The organism is Duganella callida (genome assembly GCF_004614165.1).
GTDB classification, from domain to species: Bacteria; Pseudomonadota; Gammaproteobacteria; order Burkholderiales; family Burkholderiaceae_D; genus Rugamonas; species Rugamonas callida.
Window position 1 is genome coordinate 1 of the sequence record NZ_SPVG01000113.1, and the last position, 17,825, is coordinate 17,825.

The window sequence follows — 17,825 nt, forward strand, 5'->3', positions numbered from 1 at the left end:
CCGCATGCCGGCGCGGCGGCAGCGGCAGCACGGCGTATTGCGGCGGTTCGTCGCCGGCCTGGCGCGGCTCCGGCGTTGCCGGCGGCGGCGTTGACACGGGTGGTTCGTGCGCCGCGCCCCCGCGCAGCGCCGCCTTGATCGAATCGAACAAGGAATTCATATCAGTGCAGCCACACGCGCATCAGCGACAGCAGCTGCGCCACATCCACCGGCTTGGTGATGTAGTCCGACGCACCCGCCGCGATGCACTTGTCGCGGTCCCCCTTCATCGCCTTCGCCGTCAGCGTGATGATCGGCAGCGACTTGAACTTCGGGATGCGGCGGATCGCCCGCATCGTGTCGTAGCCGTCCATCTCCGGCATCATGATATCCATCAGCACGATCTCGATCGACGGATCGCGCTCCAGCACCTCGATGCCGTCGCGGCCATTCTCGGCGAACAGCACCTGCATTTGCTGGCGCTCCAGCAGCGACGACAGCGCGAAGATGTTGCGCAAGTCATCGTCGACGATCAGCACCCTGCGTCCCGCCAGCCCGCCCTCGGCCGCGTGAATCTCCTCCAGCATGCGCCGCTGCGCCTCCGGCAGGCTGGCCTGCGAACGGTGCAGGAACAGCGCCGTCTCGTCCAGCAGCCGCTCGGGCGAACGCGCATCCTTGATCACGATGGTCTTGGCGTAGCGCTTCAGCTTGGCCACCTCCTTGCGGTTCAGATCCTTGGCGGTGTTGATCACGATCGGCAGATCGCGCAGCGACTCGTCCTTGCCGATGATGTCCAGCAGGTCGAAGCCGCTGATATCGGGCAGCGTCAGGTCCAGCACCATGCAGTCGAAATGCTGCTCGCGCAGCGCATCCAGCGCCGCCTGACCGGTATCCACCGCCACGATATGGATGTCCGCGTCGCCGATCAGCGACACGATGGACTCGCGCTGCGCCGGCTCGTCGTCGACCACCAGCAGGCTGCGTTTGCCGCCCAGCAGGAACTTCTGGATGCGCGAGAATTCCTCCTGCAGCGCATCCTTGCTGACCGGCTTGTTCAGGTACGATATCGCCCCCAGCCGCAGCGCGCGCTCGCGCTCGCGCAGGCTGGACATCACGTGCACCGGGATATGGCGCGTGCTTGGATCGCGTTTCAGGCGGTCCAGCACCGTGAAGCCGTCGATGTCCGGCAGGTCCAGGTCCAGGAAGATCGCCGACGGCAGGTAATCGCGCGCCAGGCTGAGGGCCGAATCGCCGTGCATGGTGACGATGCCCTTGAAATTCTTCTCGCGCGCGAAGCCCAGCACGATCTGCGCGAAGCGCTCGTCGTCCTCGATGATCAGCACCGACGGATCGCCCGGCGCCACCAGTCCGCGGTCGTCGCTGGAGCTGTATTCGTCCAGGTCCGCATCGAGCTCGGAGGCCACGCTGGCCACATCGTGATCCGGCAGATGCTCGGTGTAGGCCGGCGGCGTGTACACCACCTGCGGCGACGGCGCCGGCAGCCGCACCTGCGGCGCGCGCGTCATGTCGTAGTTGACGAAGCCGGCGCGGTTATACGGCAGGAACAGCGTGAAGGTCGAACCGCTGCCGACCACCGACTCGACGCGGATCTCGCCGCCCAGCAGGCGCGCCAGCTCGCGCGAAATCGACAGGCCCAGGCCGGTGCCGCCGTATTTGCGCGCGGTCGAACCGTCCGCCTGCTGGAACGCCTCGAAGATCAGCTGCAGCTTGTCGGCCGCGATGCCGACGCCGGTATCGCTGACCGCGAACGACAGCACCGCGTCGGCATGCAGCAGGTTGGGGTGGTCGGCCGAGAAGCCGCTGCTCACCAGACTGATGGCCAGCGACACCTGGCCGTGGGTGGTGAACTTGAACGCGTTCGACAGCAGGTTTTTCAGCACCTGCTGCAGGCGCGTGGTATCGGTCATCATCGCGGTCGGCAGGCCGTCGCGCAGCTCGACGTGGAAGCCCAGGTGCTTGGCCTCCGCCATGTGGCGGAAGGTCCGCTCGACGTAATTGCGCAGGTTCTGGAAGCGGTACTCCGACACGTCCAGCGTGACCGTGCCCGATTCGATCTTCGACAGGTCCAGAATATCGTTGATCAGCGTCAGCAGGTCGGAGCCCGAGCCGTGAATGGTCTTGGCGAATTCCACCTGTTTCGGCGACAGGTTGCCGTCCGGGTTGTCGCCCAGCTGCTGTGCCAGGATCAGCAAGGAATTCAGCGGCGTGCGCAGCTCGTGCGACATATTCGCCAGGAACTCGGATTTATACTTGGAGGACAGCGCCAGCTGCGTGGCTTTCTCTTCCAGCGCCAGCTTGGCCTGTTCCACCTCGCGGTTCTTGCGCTCCACCTCGATATTCTGCTCGGACAGCAGGCGCGCCTTTTCCGCCAGTTCCTGGTTGGTCTGCTGCAGTTCCTGCGCCAGCGACTGCGACTGCGTCAGCAGCGACTCGGTGCGGCTGTTCGCCTCGATGGTGTTCAGCACCACGCCGATCGACTCCATCAGCTGGTCCAGGAAGGACAGGTGGGTCTCGGTGAAGCGGTCCAGCGAGGCGATCTCGATCACCGCCTTGACCTGCTGCTCGAACAGGATCGGCAGCACCACGATATTGGTCGGCGGCGCCGCGCCCAGGCCGGACGACACCACGATGTAATCGCGCGGCACGTCGGTCAGCCAGATCCGCACCTTCTCCAGCGCGCACTGGCCGACCAGGCCCTCGCCCGGCAGGAAGGAGGTCGGCAGCTTGCGGCTGGAACGGTAGCCGTAGCTGGCGATCATGCGCAGGCGCGCATCGGAATCGCCCGAATCCATCATGTAGAACACGCCGTGGTGCGCCGACACCAGCGGCGCCAGCTCGGACAGAATCAGCTTGGTCACCGCCTGCAGGTCGCGCTGGCCCTGCAGCAGACGGGTGAAGCGCGCCAGGTTGGTCTTCAGCCAGTCCTGCTGCGCGTTCTTCAGCGTCGTGTCCTTCAGGTTGCGGATCATCTCGTTGATGTTGTCCTTCAGGTAGGACACCTCGCCGCGCGCCTCGACCTGGATGGAACGCGACAAGTCGCCGCGCGTCACCGCCGTCGCCACCTCGGCGATCGCGCGCACCTGGTTGGTCAGGTTCGCCGCCAGCTGGTTGACGTTCTCGGTCAGGTCCTTCCACGTTCCCGCCACGCCGGACACGTTGGCCTGGCCGCCCAGCTTACCTTCCGTACCCACCTCGCGCGCCACCCGCGTCACTTCCGACGCGAACGACGACAGCTGGTCCACCATCACGTTGATGGTGTCCTTCAGCTCCAGGATCTCGCCCTTGACGTCCACCGTGATCTTCTTGGACAGGTCGCCGCGCGCCACCGCCGTGGTCACCGCGGCGATGTTACGCACCTGGCCGGTCAGATTGGACGCCATGAAGTTCACGTTGTCGGTCAAGTCCTTCCAGGTGCCGCCCACGCCCGGCACGTAGGCCTGGCCGCCCAGCTTGCCTTCCGTACCGACCTCGCGCGCCACCCGCGTCACTTCCGAGGCGAACGAGGACAACTGGTCCACCATCACGTTGATGGTGTTTTTCAGTTCCAGAATCTCGCCTTTCACGTCCACCGTGATCTTCTTCGACAGGTCGCCGTTCGCCACCGCCGTGGTCACGTCCGCGATGTTACGCACCTGGCCCGTCAGGTTGGACGCCATGAAGTTCACGTTGTCGGTCAAGTCCTTCCACGTGCCGGCCACGCCCGACACATTCGCCTGGCCGCCCAGCTTGCCCTCCGTACCCACCTCGCGCGCCACCCGCGTCACTTCGGAAGCGAAGGAGTTCAGCTGGTCCACCATCACGTTGATGGTGTTTTTCAGCTCCAGGATCTCGCCCTTCACGTCCACCGTGATCTTCTTCGACAAGTCGCCGTTCGCCACCGCCGTGGTCACCTCGGCGATGTTACGCACCTGGCCGGTCAGGTTGCCCGCCATCGAGTTCACCGAGTCGGTCAAGTCCTTCCACGTACCGGCCACGCCCTTCACCTGCGCCTGGCCGCCCAGTTTACCTTCCGTACCCACCTCGCGCGCCACGCGGGTCACCTCCGACGCGAACGAGGACAGCTGGTCCACCATCACGTTGATGGTGTTCTTCAGCTCCAGGATCTCGCCCTTCACGTCCACCGTGATCTTCTTCGACAGGTCGCCGTTCGCCACCGCCGTCGTCACCGCCGCGATGTTGCGCACCTGGTCGGTCAGGTTGGACGCCATGAAGTTCACGTTGTCGGTCAAGTCCTTCCAGGTGCCGCCCACGCCCGGCACGTAGGCCTGGCCGCCCAGTTTACCCTCGGTGCCCACCTCGCGCGCCACCCGCGTCACCTCGGACGCGAAGGAACGCAGCTGGTCCACCATCACGTTGATGGTGTCCTTCAGCTGCAGGATCTCGCCGCGCACGTCGACCGTGATCTTCTTCGACAAGTCGCCGTTCGCCACCGCCGTGGTCACCTCGGCGATGTTACGCACCTGCGACGTCAGGTTACCCGCCATCGAGTTCACCGAGTCGGTCAAGTCCTTCCAGGTGCCGGCCACGCCCTTCACCTGCGCCTGGCCGCCCAGCTTGCCTTCCGTGCCCACCTCGCGCGCCACGCGCGTCACCTCGGACGAGAACGATGACAGCTGTTCCACCATGGTGTTCGCCGTCATCGCCGCGCGCAGGTACTGCCCCTTCAGCGGATGGCCGTCCACCTCCAGCGCCATGGTCTGCGACAGGTCGCCCTTGGCCACCGCGCCGATCACGCGCGCCATTTCCGTGGTCGGACGCACCAGGTCGTCGATCAGCGCATTCACCGACGAAATGATGGTGGCCCAGCCGCCGGCCGCGTGCGGCATCTCGGCGCGCTGCGTCAGCCGGCCCTCGCGGCCCACCACGCGGCTGACCTCCGTCACCTCGCTGACCATGCGCGCCTTGGTGTCGATGATATCGTTGAGGGTATCGGCAATCTTGCCGGCCATGCCTATCCAGTCGGATGGCATGCGCACTGAAAAATCGCCTTTTTTCAGTGCCATCAGCGTGGAGAGCAGGGTCTTGGCATCCAGCTGTTCGCCCAGGTCGGTCATATCGTTCATGGTTCTAGTCCTCGTTGTTCAGGAGGGAAGGAGTCTTGGAAGGGAAGTCCGCGCCGCCGCCTTGTTCCAGCAGGCTGGCCGCCGGCAGCGGCGGATAAAACAGGTCGCCCTGGGCGGCGTGGCAGCCGAGGGCGCGCAGCGTTTCCAGTTGCGCGCGTGTTTCCACGCCGATGGCCACGGTACGCATCGCCAGCGCGCGCGCCAGGTGGATCACGGCCGCGACCAGATCGGCGCCGCCTTCGTCCACACCGATGCCGTGGACGAAATGGCGGTCGATCTTCAATACGTTCAGCTGCCAGCGCTTGCAGGCCGCCAGCGACGAGCGCGCGCTGCCGAAATCGTCGAGCGCCACGCGCACGCCGGCATTCTGCAGCTGCGTCAGCAACTGGCCCAGCGGTTCGGCGGCGCCCAGCAGCAGTTTTTCATGCAGCTCGATGCCGATGCTGCCCGGCGCCAGGCCATGCCGGCGCATGGCCGGCAGCAGCGCGTGCGCCACCTCCGCGTGCAGCTGCGGCGCCGCCAGATTGAGCCAGATGCACAACGGCGCGCCGCTCTGGCCACCGTGGCCACCGCGGTGCAGGCTTTGCCACAGCGAGGCCTGGGCGCAGCTCTGGCCGATCACCCAGGCGTCGACGCGTTCCAGCAGCGCGCGCTCCTGCACCTGCGGCAGGAACTGCGGCGCGTCCAGCAGGCCGCGCTGCGGATGGCGCCAGTACAACAGCGCTTCGGCCGCGGTGATCTGGCCGCTGTGCAGATCGACCTGCGGCTGATAGCGCAACTCCAGCTGGCCGGCGGCCAGCGCCTTGCGCAGCTCCAGCGTCCACTGCTCGCGTTCGCGCTCGCGCACGTTCAGCTCCTCGTGGAAGAATTGCACCGGGGTGGCGCCGTGCTGCTTGGCGTGGTACATCGCGGTGTCGGCGTTTTTCATCAGCGCCTGGGCGTCGGCGCCGTCCTGCGGATACAGGGCGATGCCGATGCTGGCGGCGGTCTTCAGCCGGTGCGCGCCGATGTCGAACGGCAGCCCGCAGGCCATCTCGATCTTGCGGCCGACGCGGGCGGCGTTGGCCGACGCCGACTTCCCCTCGATCAGCACGACGAATTCATCGCCGCCCAGCCGCGCCACGATGTCGGCCACGCGCACCGCCGCCGTCAGCCGCGCGGCCACCTGGCGCAGCAGCTCGTCGCCGACCTCGTGGCCGTAGGTGTCGTTGATCGGCTTGAACTTGTCCAGATCGAGGAACAGCAGGGCGAAGCCGACGCCGCTGCGGTCGGCCGTGGCCACGGCGTGCTCCAGCTGCTGGATCAGCGCGCGCCGGTTGAGCAGATTGGTCAGCGCGTCGCGCGTCGACAGCTCGTGCGCGCGCAGCTCGGCCTGTTTGCGCTCGCGGATCTCCTGCTCCAGTTCGGCGTTGATGCGCTCCAGGTCCTGCAGCCGCTGCACGCGCAGGTCCTGGTTCAGCCGCGCCAGCTCCTCGGCCTGCCGCCGCATCAGCATGTTCTTTTTGCTCATTTCCACGAACACCGCCACCTTGGCCTGCAAGATCTGCGGAATCACCGGCGTGAACAGATAATCGGCGGCGCCGCGCTGGTAGCCCTTCAGGCGGTTGATTTCGTCGGCGTAGTGGGCGGTGATGAAAATGATCGGCGTGCCGGCCGAGCGCGGATGCGAGTGGATCGCCTCGGCCGTTTCGAAGCCGTCCATGCCGGGCATGCTGACATCGAGCAGGATCACGGCAAACTCGTTCAGCAGCACCTGGCGCAGCGCCTCCTTGCCGGAACCGGCGCTGATCAGCTCATACACCTGCTGGCCGGCCGCCTCCAGCAGCAGGCTTTCCAGCGCGTACAGGCTGGCCTGGTCGTCATTGACGAGTAAAACTTTCGGGATCTGCACGGCTGGAAGTTCTGTATCGGTTTTGGACGGTAAAAAGATACTCTTATCAGTGCTGCGTTGCCAGCAATATTGTGCGACGCCACACAGCAGCACTTCGTGTGATTTTATATATTTGTTAATGAAACTACTAGCCCTCTGCCACGCAAAAAATATTATCGGAACTAAATTTTCTTCTGCGCACGATTGAGCATGAACCGTTGAATTCTCACTAATTCTTTCACTGGTTCCCGCGCGGCATTAATAGTATGCTGCTGTCATGCAAAGAGTGCTCACAACGGCGAAAACGAGAAAGGGCCGCATCGGCGCGCGTCTGGCGTTCTGGGGCGCCGGCTGCGCGCTGGCGGCGGCCCTGGGCGCCTTGCTGTATGGCCTGGCGCTGAAAACCGTCGACGACGATGCGGCGCAGCGTTTCGAGAACCTGGCGCGCAGCACCCAGTACGGCGTCTCGGCGCGGATCAAATCCTATGCCGACCTGACACGCGGCCTGGTGGCGCTGTTCCAGACATCGGAACAGATCACGCGCACCCAGTTCCATCAATATGTGGAAAGCCTGGATATCGCGCGTCACTTCCCGGCCATCGAAGCGCTGAGCTGGGCGCCGCAGATCAGTGACGCCGAACGCGATGCCTATGTCGCCGCCGTGCGCGCCGAGGGCTATGCCGATTTCGACATCCGCCCGCCGGGCCGGCGCGACCAGTACGCGGTGCTGACTTACCTGGAGCCGGCCGCCATGCGCGCCGAACGGATGGGCGTGGACATTGCCGCCATTCCGCTGGTGGCGCGCCAGCTGGCGGCCTCGCGCGACAGCGGTCAGGTCGGCACCTCCGGCCAGCCGCTGATCCTGCAGACGCCGACGCCGCACTACGGCATGGGGGTGCGCATGCCGGTGTACCGCCGCGGCCTGCCGTTGGACACGGTGGAACAGCGCCGCGCCGCGTATCTGGGCTCGGTCGGCGCCGGCTTCAGCATCCCGCGCCTGGTGCAGGGCGCCATCGATGAAATGACGGTGCGCCAGGTGCATTTGAACCTGTACGCCGACGGCAGCAGCGACGTCGAACAGCGCCGCCTGGTGATCGAACCCGGCGACCGCCTGCTGTTCAACGACAGCGGCGCCATGAGCATCACGCCGCTGCCGCCCGACCAGCGCGGCCGCTATTTCGAGACCGTGCTGCCGATCGATTTCCACGGCAGCCTGTGGAAGGCGCAGTTCCAGGTGCGCAAGGATGCGCTGCTGACCCGCTTCGACCATTACTTCCCGTGGATCGCCGCGCTGACCGGCTTTGCGGGCGCGCTGCTGTTATACAGCTATATGTTCCTGCTGTATGCCTCGCGCCGGCGCGCCATCAAGCAGGGCGTGCTGCTCGATACGGTGCTGAACAACGTCGACGCCCACGTCTACATGAAGGATCAGCAGCGGCGCTACATCTACGTCAACGCGCGCAAGGCCGAGTCGATCGGGCTGCCGGTGCGCGACATCATCGGCAAGCTCGATCGCGAGCTGATGCCGCAGGCGGCGGCCGATGCTGAATGGGCCATGGAGCGGCCGGTGTTCGCCGACAACCTCAAGCGCAGCGGCGACACCTGCTTCACCGGCCGCGACGGCGCGGTGCAGCATCTGTGGACCGTCAAGGTGCCGGTCGAGCTGGGGCGCTCGTTCAACGCGGTGATCGGCCTGTCGACCGACGTCACCGCGCTGCACAAGCTGAAGGAGGAGGCCGACGCCGCCAATCAGGCCAAGTCCGATTTCCTCTCCAACATGAGCCACGAGATCCGCACGCCGATGAACTCCATCATCGGCATGGCGCACCTGGCGCTGAAATCGGTCACCCATCCCAAGCAGCGCGATTACCTGCAGAAGATTTACCACTCGGGCCAGCACCTGCTGGGCATCATCAACGACATCCTCGACTTTTCCAAGATCGAAGCCGGCAAGATGGACCTGGAAGTGCTGGACTTTACGCTCGACGCGCTGCTGGCCAACCTGTCGGCCCAGCTGGGCGAGAGCGCCACCACGCGCGGACTGGCGCTGGTGTACGAGATCGCGCCCGGGCTGTCGCACCAGCTGCGCGGCGATCCGCTGCGGCTGGAGCAGGTGCTGCTCAACTTCACCAGCAACGCCATCAAGTTCTCGCGCGACGGCCAGGTGATCGTGCGTGCGCGTCCGGTGGAGGAGCGCGATACGCACATCATGGTGCGCTTCGAGGTGCAGGACCACGGCATCGGCATGTCGGCCTCGCAGGTGGCGGAACTGTTCCAGTCCTTCCACCAGGCCGACACCTCGACCACGCGCCGCTACGGCGGCACCGGGCTGGGGCTGGTGATCAGCAAGCAGCTGGCAGAACTGATGGGCGGCGCGGTGGGCGTCGACAGCACGCCGGGCGCGGGCAGCACCTTCTGGTTCACCGCGCGGCTGGCGAAAGGCGTGCGCTTCCTGCAGCCCAGCGACGAGCCGGTGCACCAGGATGTATTGGACAGCATCGGCGGCGCCTCCATCCTGCTGGTGGAGGACAATATCTTCAGCCAGCAGGTGGGCCAGGAACTGCTGGAAGACGCCGGCGCCACCGTCTGCGTCGCCAACAACGGCAAGGAGGCGATCGACCTGCTGCTCAAGGAGCATTTCGACTGCGTGCTGATGGATGTGCAGATGCCGGTGATGGACGGTTACGAGGCCACGCGCCTGATCCGCGCCCACCCGCGGCTGGCCGCCACGCTGATCATCGCCATGACCGCCAACGCCGGCCGCGACGACCAGCAGCGCTGCCTGGACGCCGGCATGGACGAATTCGTGACCAAGCCGATCGCGCCCAAGCAGCTGTTCAACATGCTGTGCAAATGGATGCGCCAGCGCGCCAGGCCGGCGCCGCCGACGCCGCAGCCACCACCTTCGTATATCTCCGCGCCGCCGCTGCAATCCGCGCGCGAGCAGCCGTTGTCGGGCGTCACCCTGCCGGGGCAGTTGCTCTCGGCGCCGGTGTCGCCGGCCACGGCGCCGCCGGTCGATGCCGACGCGCCGGCCGAGCTGTTCGACGTCGCCGCGCTGGCGCTGACCTTCGGCGGCAAGCCGGACAAGATGCGCAAATATGCGCTGCTGTTCCTGAGCTCGGCCCGCGACGGCCTGCAGGAAGTCGACGAAGCGCTGGCCATGGAAGACCTGGAACACCTGTCGGAACTGGGGCACCGCATCAAGTCGGCCGCGCGCGCGGTCGGCGCCATGCAGTTCGGCAACCTGTGCTATGCGCTGGAGCAGGTGCGCAAGGATGCCGACGCCGCCAACGCCAGCCGCATCGTGCGCGAGCTGCACGCCATGTTGTCTGTGCTGGATCAGCATATCGAACAGGAACTGCTGGCATACGCTCCGGGCTAGAGCGATAATACGGCTTCGATCATTTCCGACATTCCTATGCACCCTGGCATCACCCCCGGCTTGCTGATTTTGCACGGCAACCAGATGGAACAGCTGCGCGCCGCCGTATTCCAGTGGCTGCGCAACCACCCGCTGGGGGCGCTGGAATCGGAAATTTTCCTGGTGCAGTCCAACGGCGTGGCCGAGTGGCTGAAAATCGCCCTGGCCGAGGAAATGGGTATCTGCGCCGCCGCCCGCGTGGCGCTGCCGGCGCGCTTCCTGTGGGACGCCTACCGCGGCATGCTGGGCCGCGAGCGCGTGCCGCCCATCTCCGCCTTCGACAAGGGGCCGCTGACCTGGCGCCTGATGCGTTTGCTGCCGGCGCTGCTGTCCGAGCCGGTGTTCGCGCCGCTGCGCCACTTCCTGGCCGACGGCGACGGCGAGCGCCGTTTGCAACTGGCCGAACGCCTGGCCGACCTGTTCGACCAGTACCAGGTCTACCGCGCCGACTGGCTGGACGACTGGGCCGCCGGCCGTGATCAGCTGCGCGGCGCGCGCGGCGACGTGCTGCCGCTGCCGGACGACCAGCGCTGGCAGGCGCAGTTGTGGCGCGCCGTGATCGATGACGTCGAGCCGCACGAGCGTGGCCTGGGCCGCGCCACCGTGCACACCGAATTCGTGCGCGCCAGCGCCGCCGGCGAGGAACCGCTGGGCCGCCTGCCGCGCCGCGTGGTGATCTTCGGCGTCTCGGCGCTGCCGTTCCAGACCCTGCAGGCGCTGGCGGCCATCGCCCGCTACACCCAGGTGCTGCTGGCCGTGCCCAATCCCTGCCAGTACTACTGGGGCGACATCATCGAAGGCCGCGACCTGCTGCGCAGCGCGCACCGCCGCCAGCAGCTGCGCAACGGCCAGGACCTGGGCCAGATCCCGCTGGAGGAACTGCACGCGCACAGCCATCCGCTGCTGGCGAGCTGGGGACGCCAGGGCCGCGACTTCGTGCGCATGCTGGACGAATTCGACGAAGCGGCGCAGGCCGCGGCGGCCGCCGCCGAAGACGACAGCGTGGCGCCGCTACGCGTCGACCTGTTCAGCGACGGTGCCGGCGAAACCCTGCTGGAGCAGGTGCAGGCCGCCGTGCGCGAACTGCTGCCGCTGTCCGAACACCCGCACACGCCGCCGCCGGACGACGACCGCTCCATCGAATTCCACGTCACCCACAGCGTGCAGCGCGAAGTCGAAGTGCTGCACGACCAGCTGCTGCGCATGTTCGCCGAGGCGCAACACAGCGGCCGTCCGCTGCGCCCGCGCGACGTGGTGGTGATGGTGCCCGACATCGACACCTTCTCGGCCGCCATCCATGCCGTCTTCGCGCAGCACCGCCGCAGCGACGCGCGCTACATCCCGTTCGAGATCGGCGACGTCAACGATCGCAGCGTGAATCCGCTGCTGGTGGCGCTGGAATGGCTGCTGCGCCTGCCCCAACAGCGCTGCCGCCAGAGCGAGGTGCGCGACCTGCTGGATGTGCCGGCGCTGGCCGCGCGTTTCGGCTTGTACGAGGAAGATCTGCCGACGCTGGGCCGCTGGATCGAGGGCGCCGGCGTGCGCTGGGGTCTGGACCAGCAGCACCGCAGCGGCCTGGGACTCGGGCCGGCCGGCGAGCAGAATGCCTGGATCTTCGGCGTGCGCCGCATGCTGCTCGGCTATGCCAGCGGCGGCGGTGGCGAAAGCGGCGGCAGTTTCGCCGGCATCGAGCCGTATGCCGAAGTCGGCGGCCTGGACGCCGCGCTGGCCGGCTCGCTGGCGCAACTGGTGGAAGCGCTGCTGCACTGGCGCGCGGTGCTGGCCCAGTCGCGCACCCCGGCCGAATGGGGCGTGCAGGCGCGCGCGCTGTTGGCCGCCTTCTTCAAGGCCAACGAGGAAAACGACCGCCTGACGCTGGCCCAGCTCAGCGACGCCCTGAACAAATGGCTGGAAACCTGCGACGGCGCCGCGTTCGAGGAAGCGGTGCCGCTGTCGGTGCTGCGCGAAGCCTGGCTGGGGTTGATGGAAGAGCCGACTCTGAACCACCAGTTCGTTTCGGGCGGCGTCACCTTCTGCACGCTGATGCCGATGCGCGCCGTGCCGTTCCGCGTGGTCTGCCTGCTGGGCATGAACGACGGCGACTTCCCGCGCCGCGCGCCCAAGGCCGACTTCGACCTGTTGGCGCTGCCGGGCATGCACCGCCCCGGCGACCGCTCGCGCCGCGATGACGACCGCTATCTGATGCTGGAAGCGGTGTTGGCCGCGCGCGACAAGCTGTATATCAGCTGGGTGGGGCGCAATGTGCGCGACAACAGCGAACAGCCGCCATCGGTGCTGGTGTCGCAGCTGCGCGATTACCTCGTCAACGGCTGGGCCATGCAGGCGTCAGACCTGCGCGCGCGCACCACGGAACACGCGCTGCAACCGTTCAGCCGCCGCTACTTCGAGCACGGCGGCCTGCTGACCTACGCGCGCGAGTGGCGCGAGGCCCACGGCGAGGAGACCGCCGACATCGTCAACAGCACGCTGCCGCCGTTCGAGATCGACGACAAATTCCGCCTCAAGCTGGGCGCGCTGGTGAACTTCGTGCGTCAGCCGGTGCGCTACTTCTTCCGCGAGCGCCTGGGCGTGACGTTCGGCGAAGCGGCGCTGGTCGGCGAAGACGAGGAACCGTTCTCGCTCAACGCGCTGGAACGCTATCTGCTCGAAGACACCATGCTCGACGACGCCGACACGCCGGAAGAAATCGAGCAGGTCTACGATAAATTGAGCCAGCGCGCCGAACGCCTGGCGCGCGAGGGCGTGCTGCCGATCGGCCTGATCGGCCGTCAGTACCAGGACCAACTGGTCAACGCGCTGGTGCCGGTACGCTGTGCCTGGCTGACGCTGCGCCAGCATTATCCGTATGCCGCGCCCAAGGTCGCGGTCAACCTGATGCTGGCGCGGGTGCCGCTGGACGACTGGATCGACCAGTTGCGCAGCAACGGCAGCGACACCGTCTGGCTGGCGCAGCTGTCCTCGCGCGTCGCCGACAAGCAGGGCAGGCCGCGCGGCGACAAGCTGATCGCCATGTGGCTGCGCCAGCTGGCCGTATCGGCCGCCGGCATGCCGGTCACCGGCTACCTGGTGGCGCGCGACGCCATCGTCACCATGCGCCCGCTGGACCCGGAGGAAGCCCAGGAAGCACTGCGCGAACTGGTCTGCCTGTGGCGCGACGGCATGAACCGTCCGCTGCCGACCGCCTGCAAGACCGCGCTGGCGCTGGTGCGCGACGGCGATCCGCGCGCGGTCTACGACGGCGGCTTCGACGTCAATGGCGAAAACCAAGACTTGTGCCTGCGGCGCTTGTGGCCGGAATTCATGGCGCTCAGCGCCGAACCGGATTTCGACGACGTCTCGCGCGCGCTGTACGAGCCACTGGCGAACTGGATGGAGCAGCATATGACGATCGAACAGATAGAAGGCGAGGGCGCGGCATGAGCGGTACTGGTAACAACGGCGCCAATCAACTGGCCCCGCTGACCTTCCCGCTGCACGGCTCGCGCCTGATCGAGGCCAGCGCCGGCACCGGCAAGACCTGGACCATCGCCGCGCTGTACGTGCGGCTGGTGTTGGGCCATGGCGGCGACCATGCCTACCAGCGCCCGCTGCTGCCGGCCGACATCCTGGTGATGACCTTCACCCGCGCCGCCACGCGCGAGCTGTCCAACCGCGTGCGCGAGCGGCTGGTGGCTGCCGCCGACTACTTCCGCACCCACGCAGGCCGCGCCGACCGCGACGACTATCTCGACGCGCTGCTGGAATCCTATCCCGACCACGGCGCCCAGCAGCAGGCCGCGCACCGTCTGCAGCTGGCGGCGGAGACCATGGACGAAGCGGCCATCTTCACCATCGACGCCTGGTGCCAGCGCATGCTGCGCGAGCACGCCTTCGACAGCGGCAGCCTGTTCGACGAGGAACTGGTCAGCGACGAGCAGGCGCTGTTCGAAGACGCGGCGCACGACTACTGGCGTCAGCAAGTCTATCCGCTGAACGCCGTCTCGCTGGAAGCGCTGCTGTCCTGCTGGGCCGATGTCGGCGCCCTGAAGCGCTCGATCCGCGACCTGGTGCGCCGCGCCGACATCATCGGCGATGGCGCCGCGCGTGGTGTTTCGCTGGCCGTGCTGATCGAACAGATGCAGCGCCAGTATCAGGCCCGGCTCGCGCAACTGAAAGCCGGCTGGTACGAGCGCGCCGATCGCATGGAACAGTGGATCGCACAGCACCGCGCGGTCGACCCCAAGTGCTTCAACGGCAACAAGATGCGCGCCGATTCGCTGGCGGCCTGGTTCAACGGCCTGCGCGAATGGGCGCGGCATCCCGCCGCCGTGATGCCCGATATCTCCGACACCGCCTGGAAGCGCCTGACGCCGTGGGGCATCGAGGATGCCTTCGCCAAGAATTTCAGCGCCGCCGTGCCGGACGACTTCGACGCCATCGAGCCGCTCAAGCAGGCGCTGGACCAGATCGAACCGCTGTCGCATGCGCTGTACCGACACGCCGCCGCCGCCGTGGCCGACCGCATGGCCGAGCTGAAAAAACGCAGCCGCCAGTTCGGCTTTGCCGACATGCTGGACCGCCTGAATGCCGCGCTGCAGGGGGAAAACGGCGCGGCGCTGCGCAAGCGCATCACCGAGCAGTACCCGGTGGCGCTGGTGGACGAATTCCAGGACACGGCACCCAATCAGTACCAGATCTTCAATCAGCTGTACCGCGTGGCCGACAACGATCCGGCAACGGGCCTGTTCCTGATCGGCGATCCGAAGCAGTCGATCTACGGTTTCCGCGGCGCCGACATCCACAGCTATCTGTCCGCGCGCCGCGCAACGGCGGGGCGCCACTACCAGCTGGGCACCAATTACCGCTCGACACGGCCGGTGGTGGAGGCGGTCAACCACCTGTTCCTGCATGCCGAAGGCCGGGGCGCCGACGACGGCTTCGCGCGCGGCGCCTTCCGTTTCCGCGATCCGGTCACGCGCGACAACCCGCTGCCGTTCGAGGCGGTGGACGCCAAGGGCCGCAAGGAGCGCATGGTCGGCGCCGACGGCGACATCCCGGCGCTGATGATCGCCTGCAGCGCCGCGCAGGATCTGAAGGCCGACGGCTACCGCGACTACTTCGCCCATCACTGCGCGGAAGACATCGTCGCCAGGTTGAATGACGCCGGCACCGGCTTCGACGGCCCGGAAGGCTTCCAGCGCCTGCAGCCGGCCGATATCGCCGTGCTGGTGCGCGACCGCAAGGAGGCCGCCGCCATCCGCCGCGCGCTGCAGCGGCGCGGCGTGCCCAGCGTGTATTTGTCGGACAAGGACGCCGTCACCGACAGCGAGGAAGCGGCCGATGTGCTGCGCTGGCTGACCGCCGTCGCCAATCCGCTCGACGGCGGCCTGGCGCGCGCCGCCTTCGCCACCCGTACCGCCGGCCTGCCGCTGGCCGAGCTGGCGCGCCTGTCGTCGGACGAACTGGCGTGGGAGGAACGTGTCGAACAACTGAAGGCGCTGCACATCGTCTGGCAGCGCCAGGGCGTGCTGGCCATGCTGCGCCGCTTCATCCACGAATTGCGCCTGCCCGCGTCGCTGCTGCAGCAGATCGGCGGCGAGCGCCGTCTGACCAATCTGCTGCACCTGGCCGAACTGCTGCAGTCGGCCAGCCGCCAGCTCGACGGCGAACAGGCGCTGATACGCTGGCTCGCCGAGCAGATCGAAGGCGGCGAGGGCGCCAGCGACGAGCGCGTGCTGCGTCTGGAAAGCGACGCGGAGCTGGTCAAGGTGGTCACGGTCCACAAATCCAAAGGCCTGGAGTATCCGCTGGTGTACCTGCCGTTTGCCGTCACCGCGCGCAAGGTCGAGCGGCGCAACCGCAGCTTCTTCGAATTCAGCGATGACGATGGCGTGCGCCGCATCGACATGGCGCTCACCGACACCGCGCTGGAGCTGGTCGAAAAAGCGCGCCTGCAGGAAGACCTGCGCCTGATGTACGTGGCGCTGACGCGCGCGCGCCACTTCCTGTGGCTGGGCGTGACCGCGCTGGCCAGCCGCAAGTCCGGCGAAAACACGCTGCACGAATCGGCGCTCGGCTACCTGCTCACCGGCGGCGCGGCGCTGCCGTCCGACCTGATGGTGGAACGCTGGCAGCACGCCTGCCAGGGCTGCGACGCCATCTGCCTCGGCACCTTGCCGGCGCAGACCGGCCAGCTGACGCGCCTGAGCCGCGTCGAAACCCGGCCGCCGCTGCTGGATCCGCAGCATTACGGTGCTCACTTCGAGCGTGACTGGTCGGTCGGCAGTTTCAGTTCGCTGGCGCGGCGTACCGGGCCGACCGGCACCATCAGCGCTGCCGGCGTGGTCCCGCGCGACGCCTTGCAGGAAAAGCTGCTGGAGGACGGCGGGCAACCGGCCATGGTGCAGCCGCTGCGGGTGGAAGACGCGCCTTGGCACCGCTTCCCGCGCGGCTCAGTGCCCGGCAATTTCCTGCACGAGCAGCTGGAGTGGATGGGGCAGGAGGGCTTCGACATGGTCGATCACGAGCATTTCGACAGCCGCCTGACGCGCCGCATCGAGCGGGCCGGCTGGGCCAACAGGCTCGAAGACACGCTAACGTGGCTGCGCGTGATCGCCGCCACGCCGCTGCCGTATCTCGATGCGCCGCTGAGCGCCATCGCCGCGCCGCTGCCGGAAATGGAATTCTGGTTCCCCAGCGACCGTCTCGGCACCGCCGCGCTGGACCGGCTGTGCGCGCAGCACCTGCTGGGCGGCGCCAGCCGGCCGGCGCTGCCCGAGCGCGAACTGCACGGCATGCTGAAAGGTTTCTGCGACCTGGTGTTCGAACATGCGGGCCGCTACTGGGTGCTGGACTACAAATCGAACGCGCTGGGCAGCGGCGACGCCGCCTACCATGAGCCGGCGCTGATCGCCGCCATGGCCGAGCATCGCTACGACATCCAGGGCGCGATCTACATGCTGGCGCTGCACCGCCTGCTGCAAAGCCGGCTGGGCGACGCCTACGATCCGGCCGAACACCTCGGCGGCGCGATTTTCATGTTCCTGCGCGGCATAGGCAACCCGCAGACGCGCGGCTGCTACCGCATCGCGCCGGATCCCGAACTGCTGGACGGACTGGACAGCTTGCTGGGTGAGACCAATGAGTACTAAGTTTTTTGCGCAGATCGATGCGCTGACCGAGGCGGGCAAGTTGCGCCGTCTGAGCGGCGTGTTCGCGCGCTTCATCGCGACACTGGGCGCGACGCCGGCCGATACGTCGCCGCAGCTGATGCTGGCCTGCGTGCTGCTATCCGAGCTGGAAGGGCGCGGTCACAGCTGCCTGCTGCTGAGCGAATTGAACGCCGATCCGGCCGCGCTGCTGGGCTGGAGCGGCGACGAATGGCGCGACCTGCGGGCCACTGTCGCCTGCGCCGGCCACAACGCGCCGGCTGCCGAGCCCGTTACGCGCGGCGGTGACGCCACCGCCG

5 protein-coding genes and 1 pseudogene are annotated in these 17,825 nt (G+C 67.2%); 4 read left to right on the top strand and 2 right to left on the bottom strand.

Annotated elements, in window-relative coordinates; translation table 11 throughout:
• Window positions 1-161: 161 nt before the first annotated feature.
• Both E4L98_RS11500 and E4L98_RS11505 read right to left on the bottom strand, forming a co-directional pair.
• Entirely contained in the window at window positions 162-5,063 is a 4,902-nt protein-coding gene (locus E4L98_RS11500; protein WP_135201701.1) for a HAMP domain-containing protein, read from the bottom strand.
• 4 nt (window positions 5,064-5,067) lie between these two features.
• Window positions 5,068-6,954, bottom strand: coding sequence for a putative bifunctional diguanylate cyclase/phosphodiesterase (locus E4L98_RS11505; protein WP_135201702.1), 1,887 nt, complete (start codon window positions 6,952-6,954; stop codon window positions 5,068-5,070).
• A gap of 256 nt (window positions 6,955-7,210) precedes the next feature.
• Here E4L98_RS11505 and E4L98_RS11510 point away from each other — a divergent pair, with 256 nt between their 5' ends.
• From E4L98_RS11510 to E4L98_RS11525, 4 genes and pseudogenes are all read left to right on the top strand, one after another.
• Complete coding sequence (locus E4L98_RS11510) at window positions 7,211-10,318, top strand: CHASE domain-containing hybrid sensor histidine kinase/response regulator family protein (RefSeq protein WP_135201703.1); 3,108 nt, start codon at window positions 7,211-7,213, stop codon at window positions 10,316-10,318.
• A 36-nt stretch (window positions 10,319-10,354) separates the two neighbouring features.
• On the top strand, window positions 10,355-13,798 hold the full coding sequence (gene recC / locus E4L98_RS11515; RefSeq protein ID WP_135201704.1) for an exodeoxyribonuclease V subunit gamma: 3,444 nt from the start codon (window positions 10,355-10,357) through the stop codon (window positions 13,796-13,798).
• Window positions 13,795-17,508, top strand: coding sequence for an exodeoxyribonuclease V subunit beta (gene recB, locus E4L98_RS11520; RefSeq protein WP_135201705.1), 3,714 nt, complete (start codon window positions 13,795-13,797; stop codon window positions 17,506-17,508). Before recC ends, recB begins: the two co-directional genes overlap by 4 nt.
• Window positions 17,498-17,825: pseudogene (locus tag E4L98_RS11525) on the top strand (exodeoxyribonuclease V subunit alpha); the annotation flags it as partial. The gene recB and the pseudogene E4L98_RS11525, both read left to right, overlap by 11 nt.

What these genes read in the sequence shown, in the direction of transcription:
- E4L98_RS11500 (WP_135201701.1), bottom strand. Translation starts at nt 5,063, where the DNA reads ATGAACGATATGACCGACCTGGGCGAACAGCTGGATGCCAAGACCCTG.
- recB (WP_135201705.1), top strand. Translation starts at nt 13,795, where the DNA reads ATGAGCGGTACTGGTAACAACGGCGCCAATCAACTGGCCCCGCTGACC.
- recC (WP_135201704.1), top strand. Translation starts at nt 10,355, where the DNA reads ATGCACCCTGGCATCACCCCCGGCTTGCTGATTTTGCACGGCAACCAG.
- E4L98_RS11510 (WP_135201703.1), top strand. Translation starts at nt 7,211, where the DNA reads ATGCAAAGAGTGCTCACAACGGCGAAAACGAGAAAGGGCCGCATCGGC.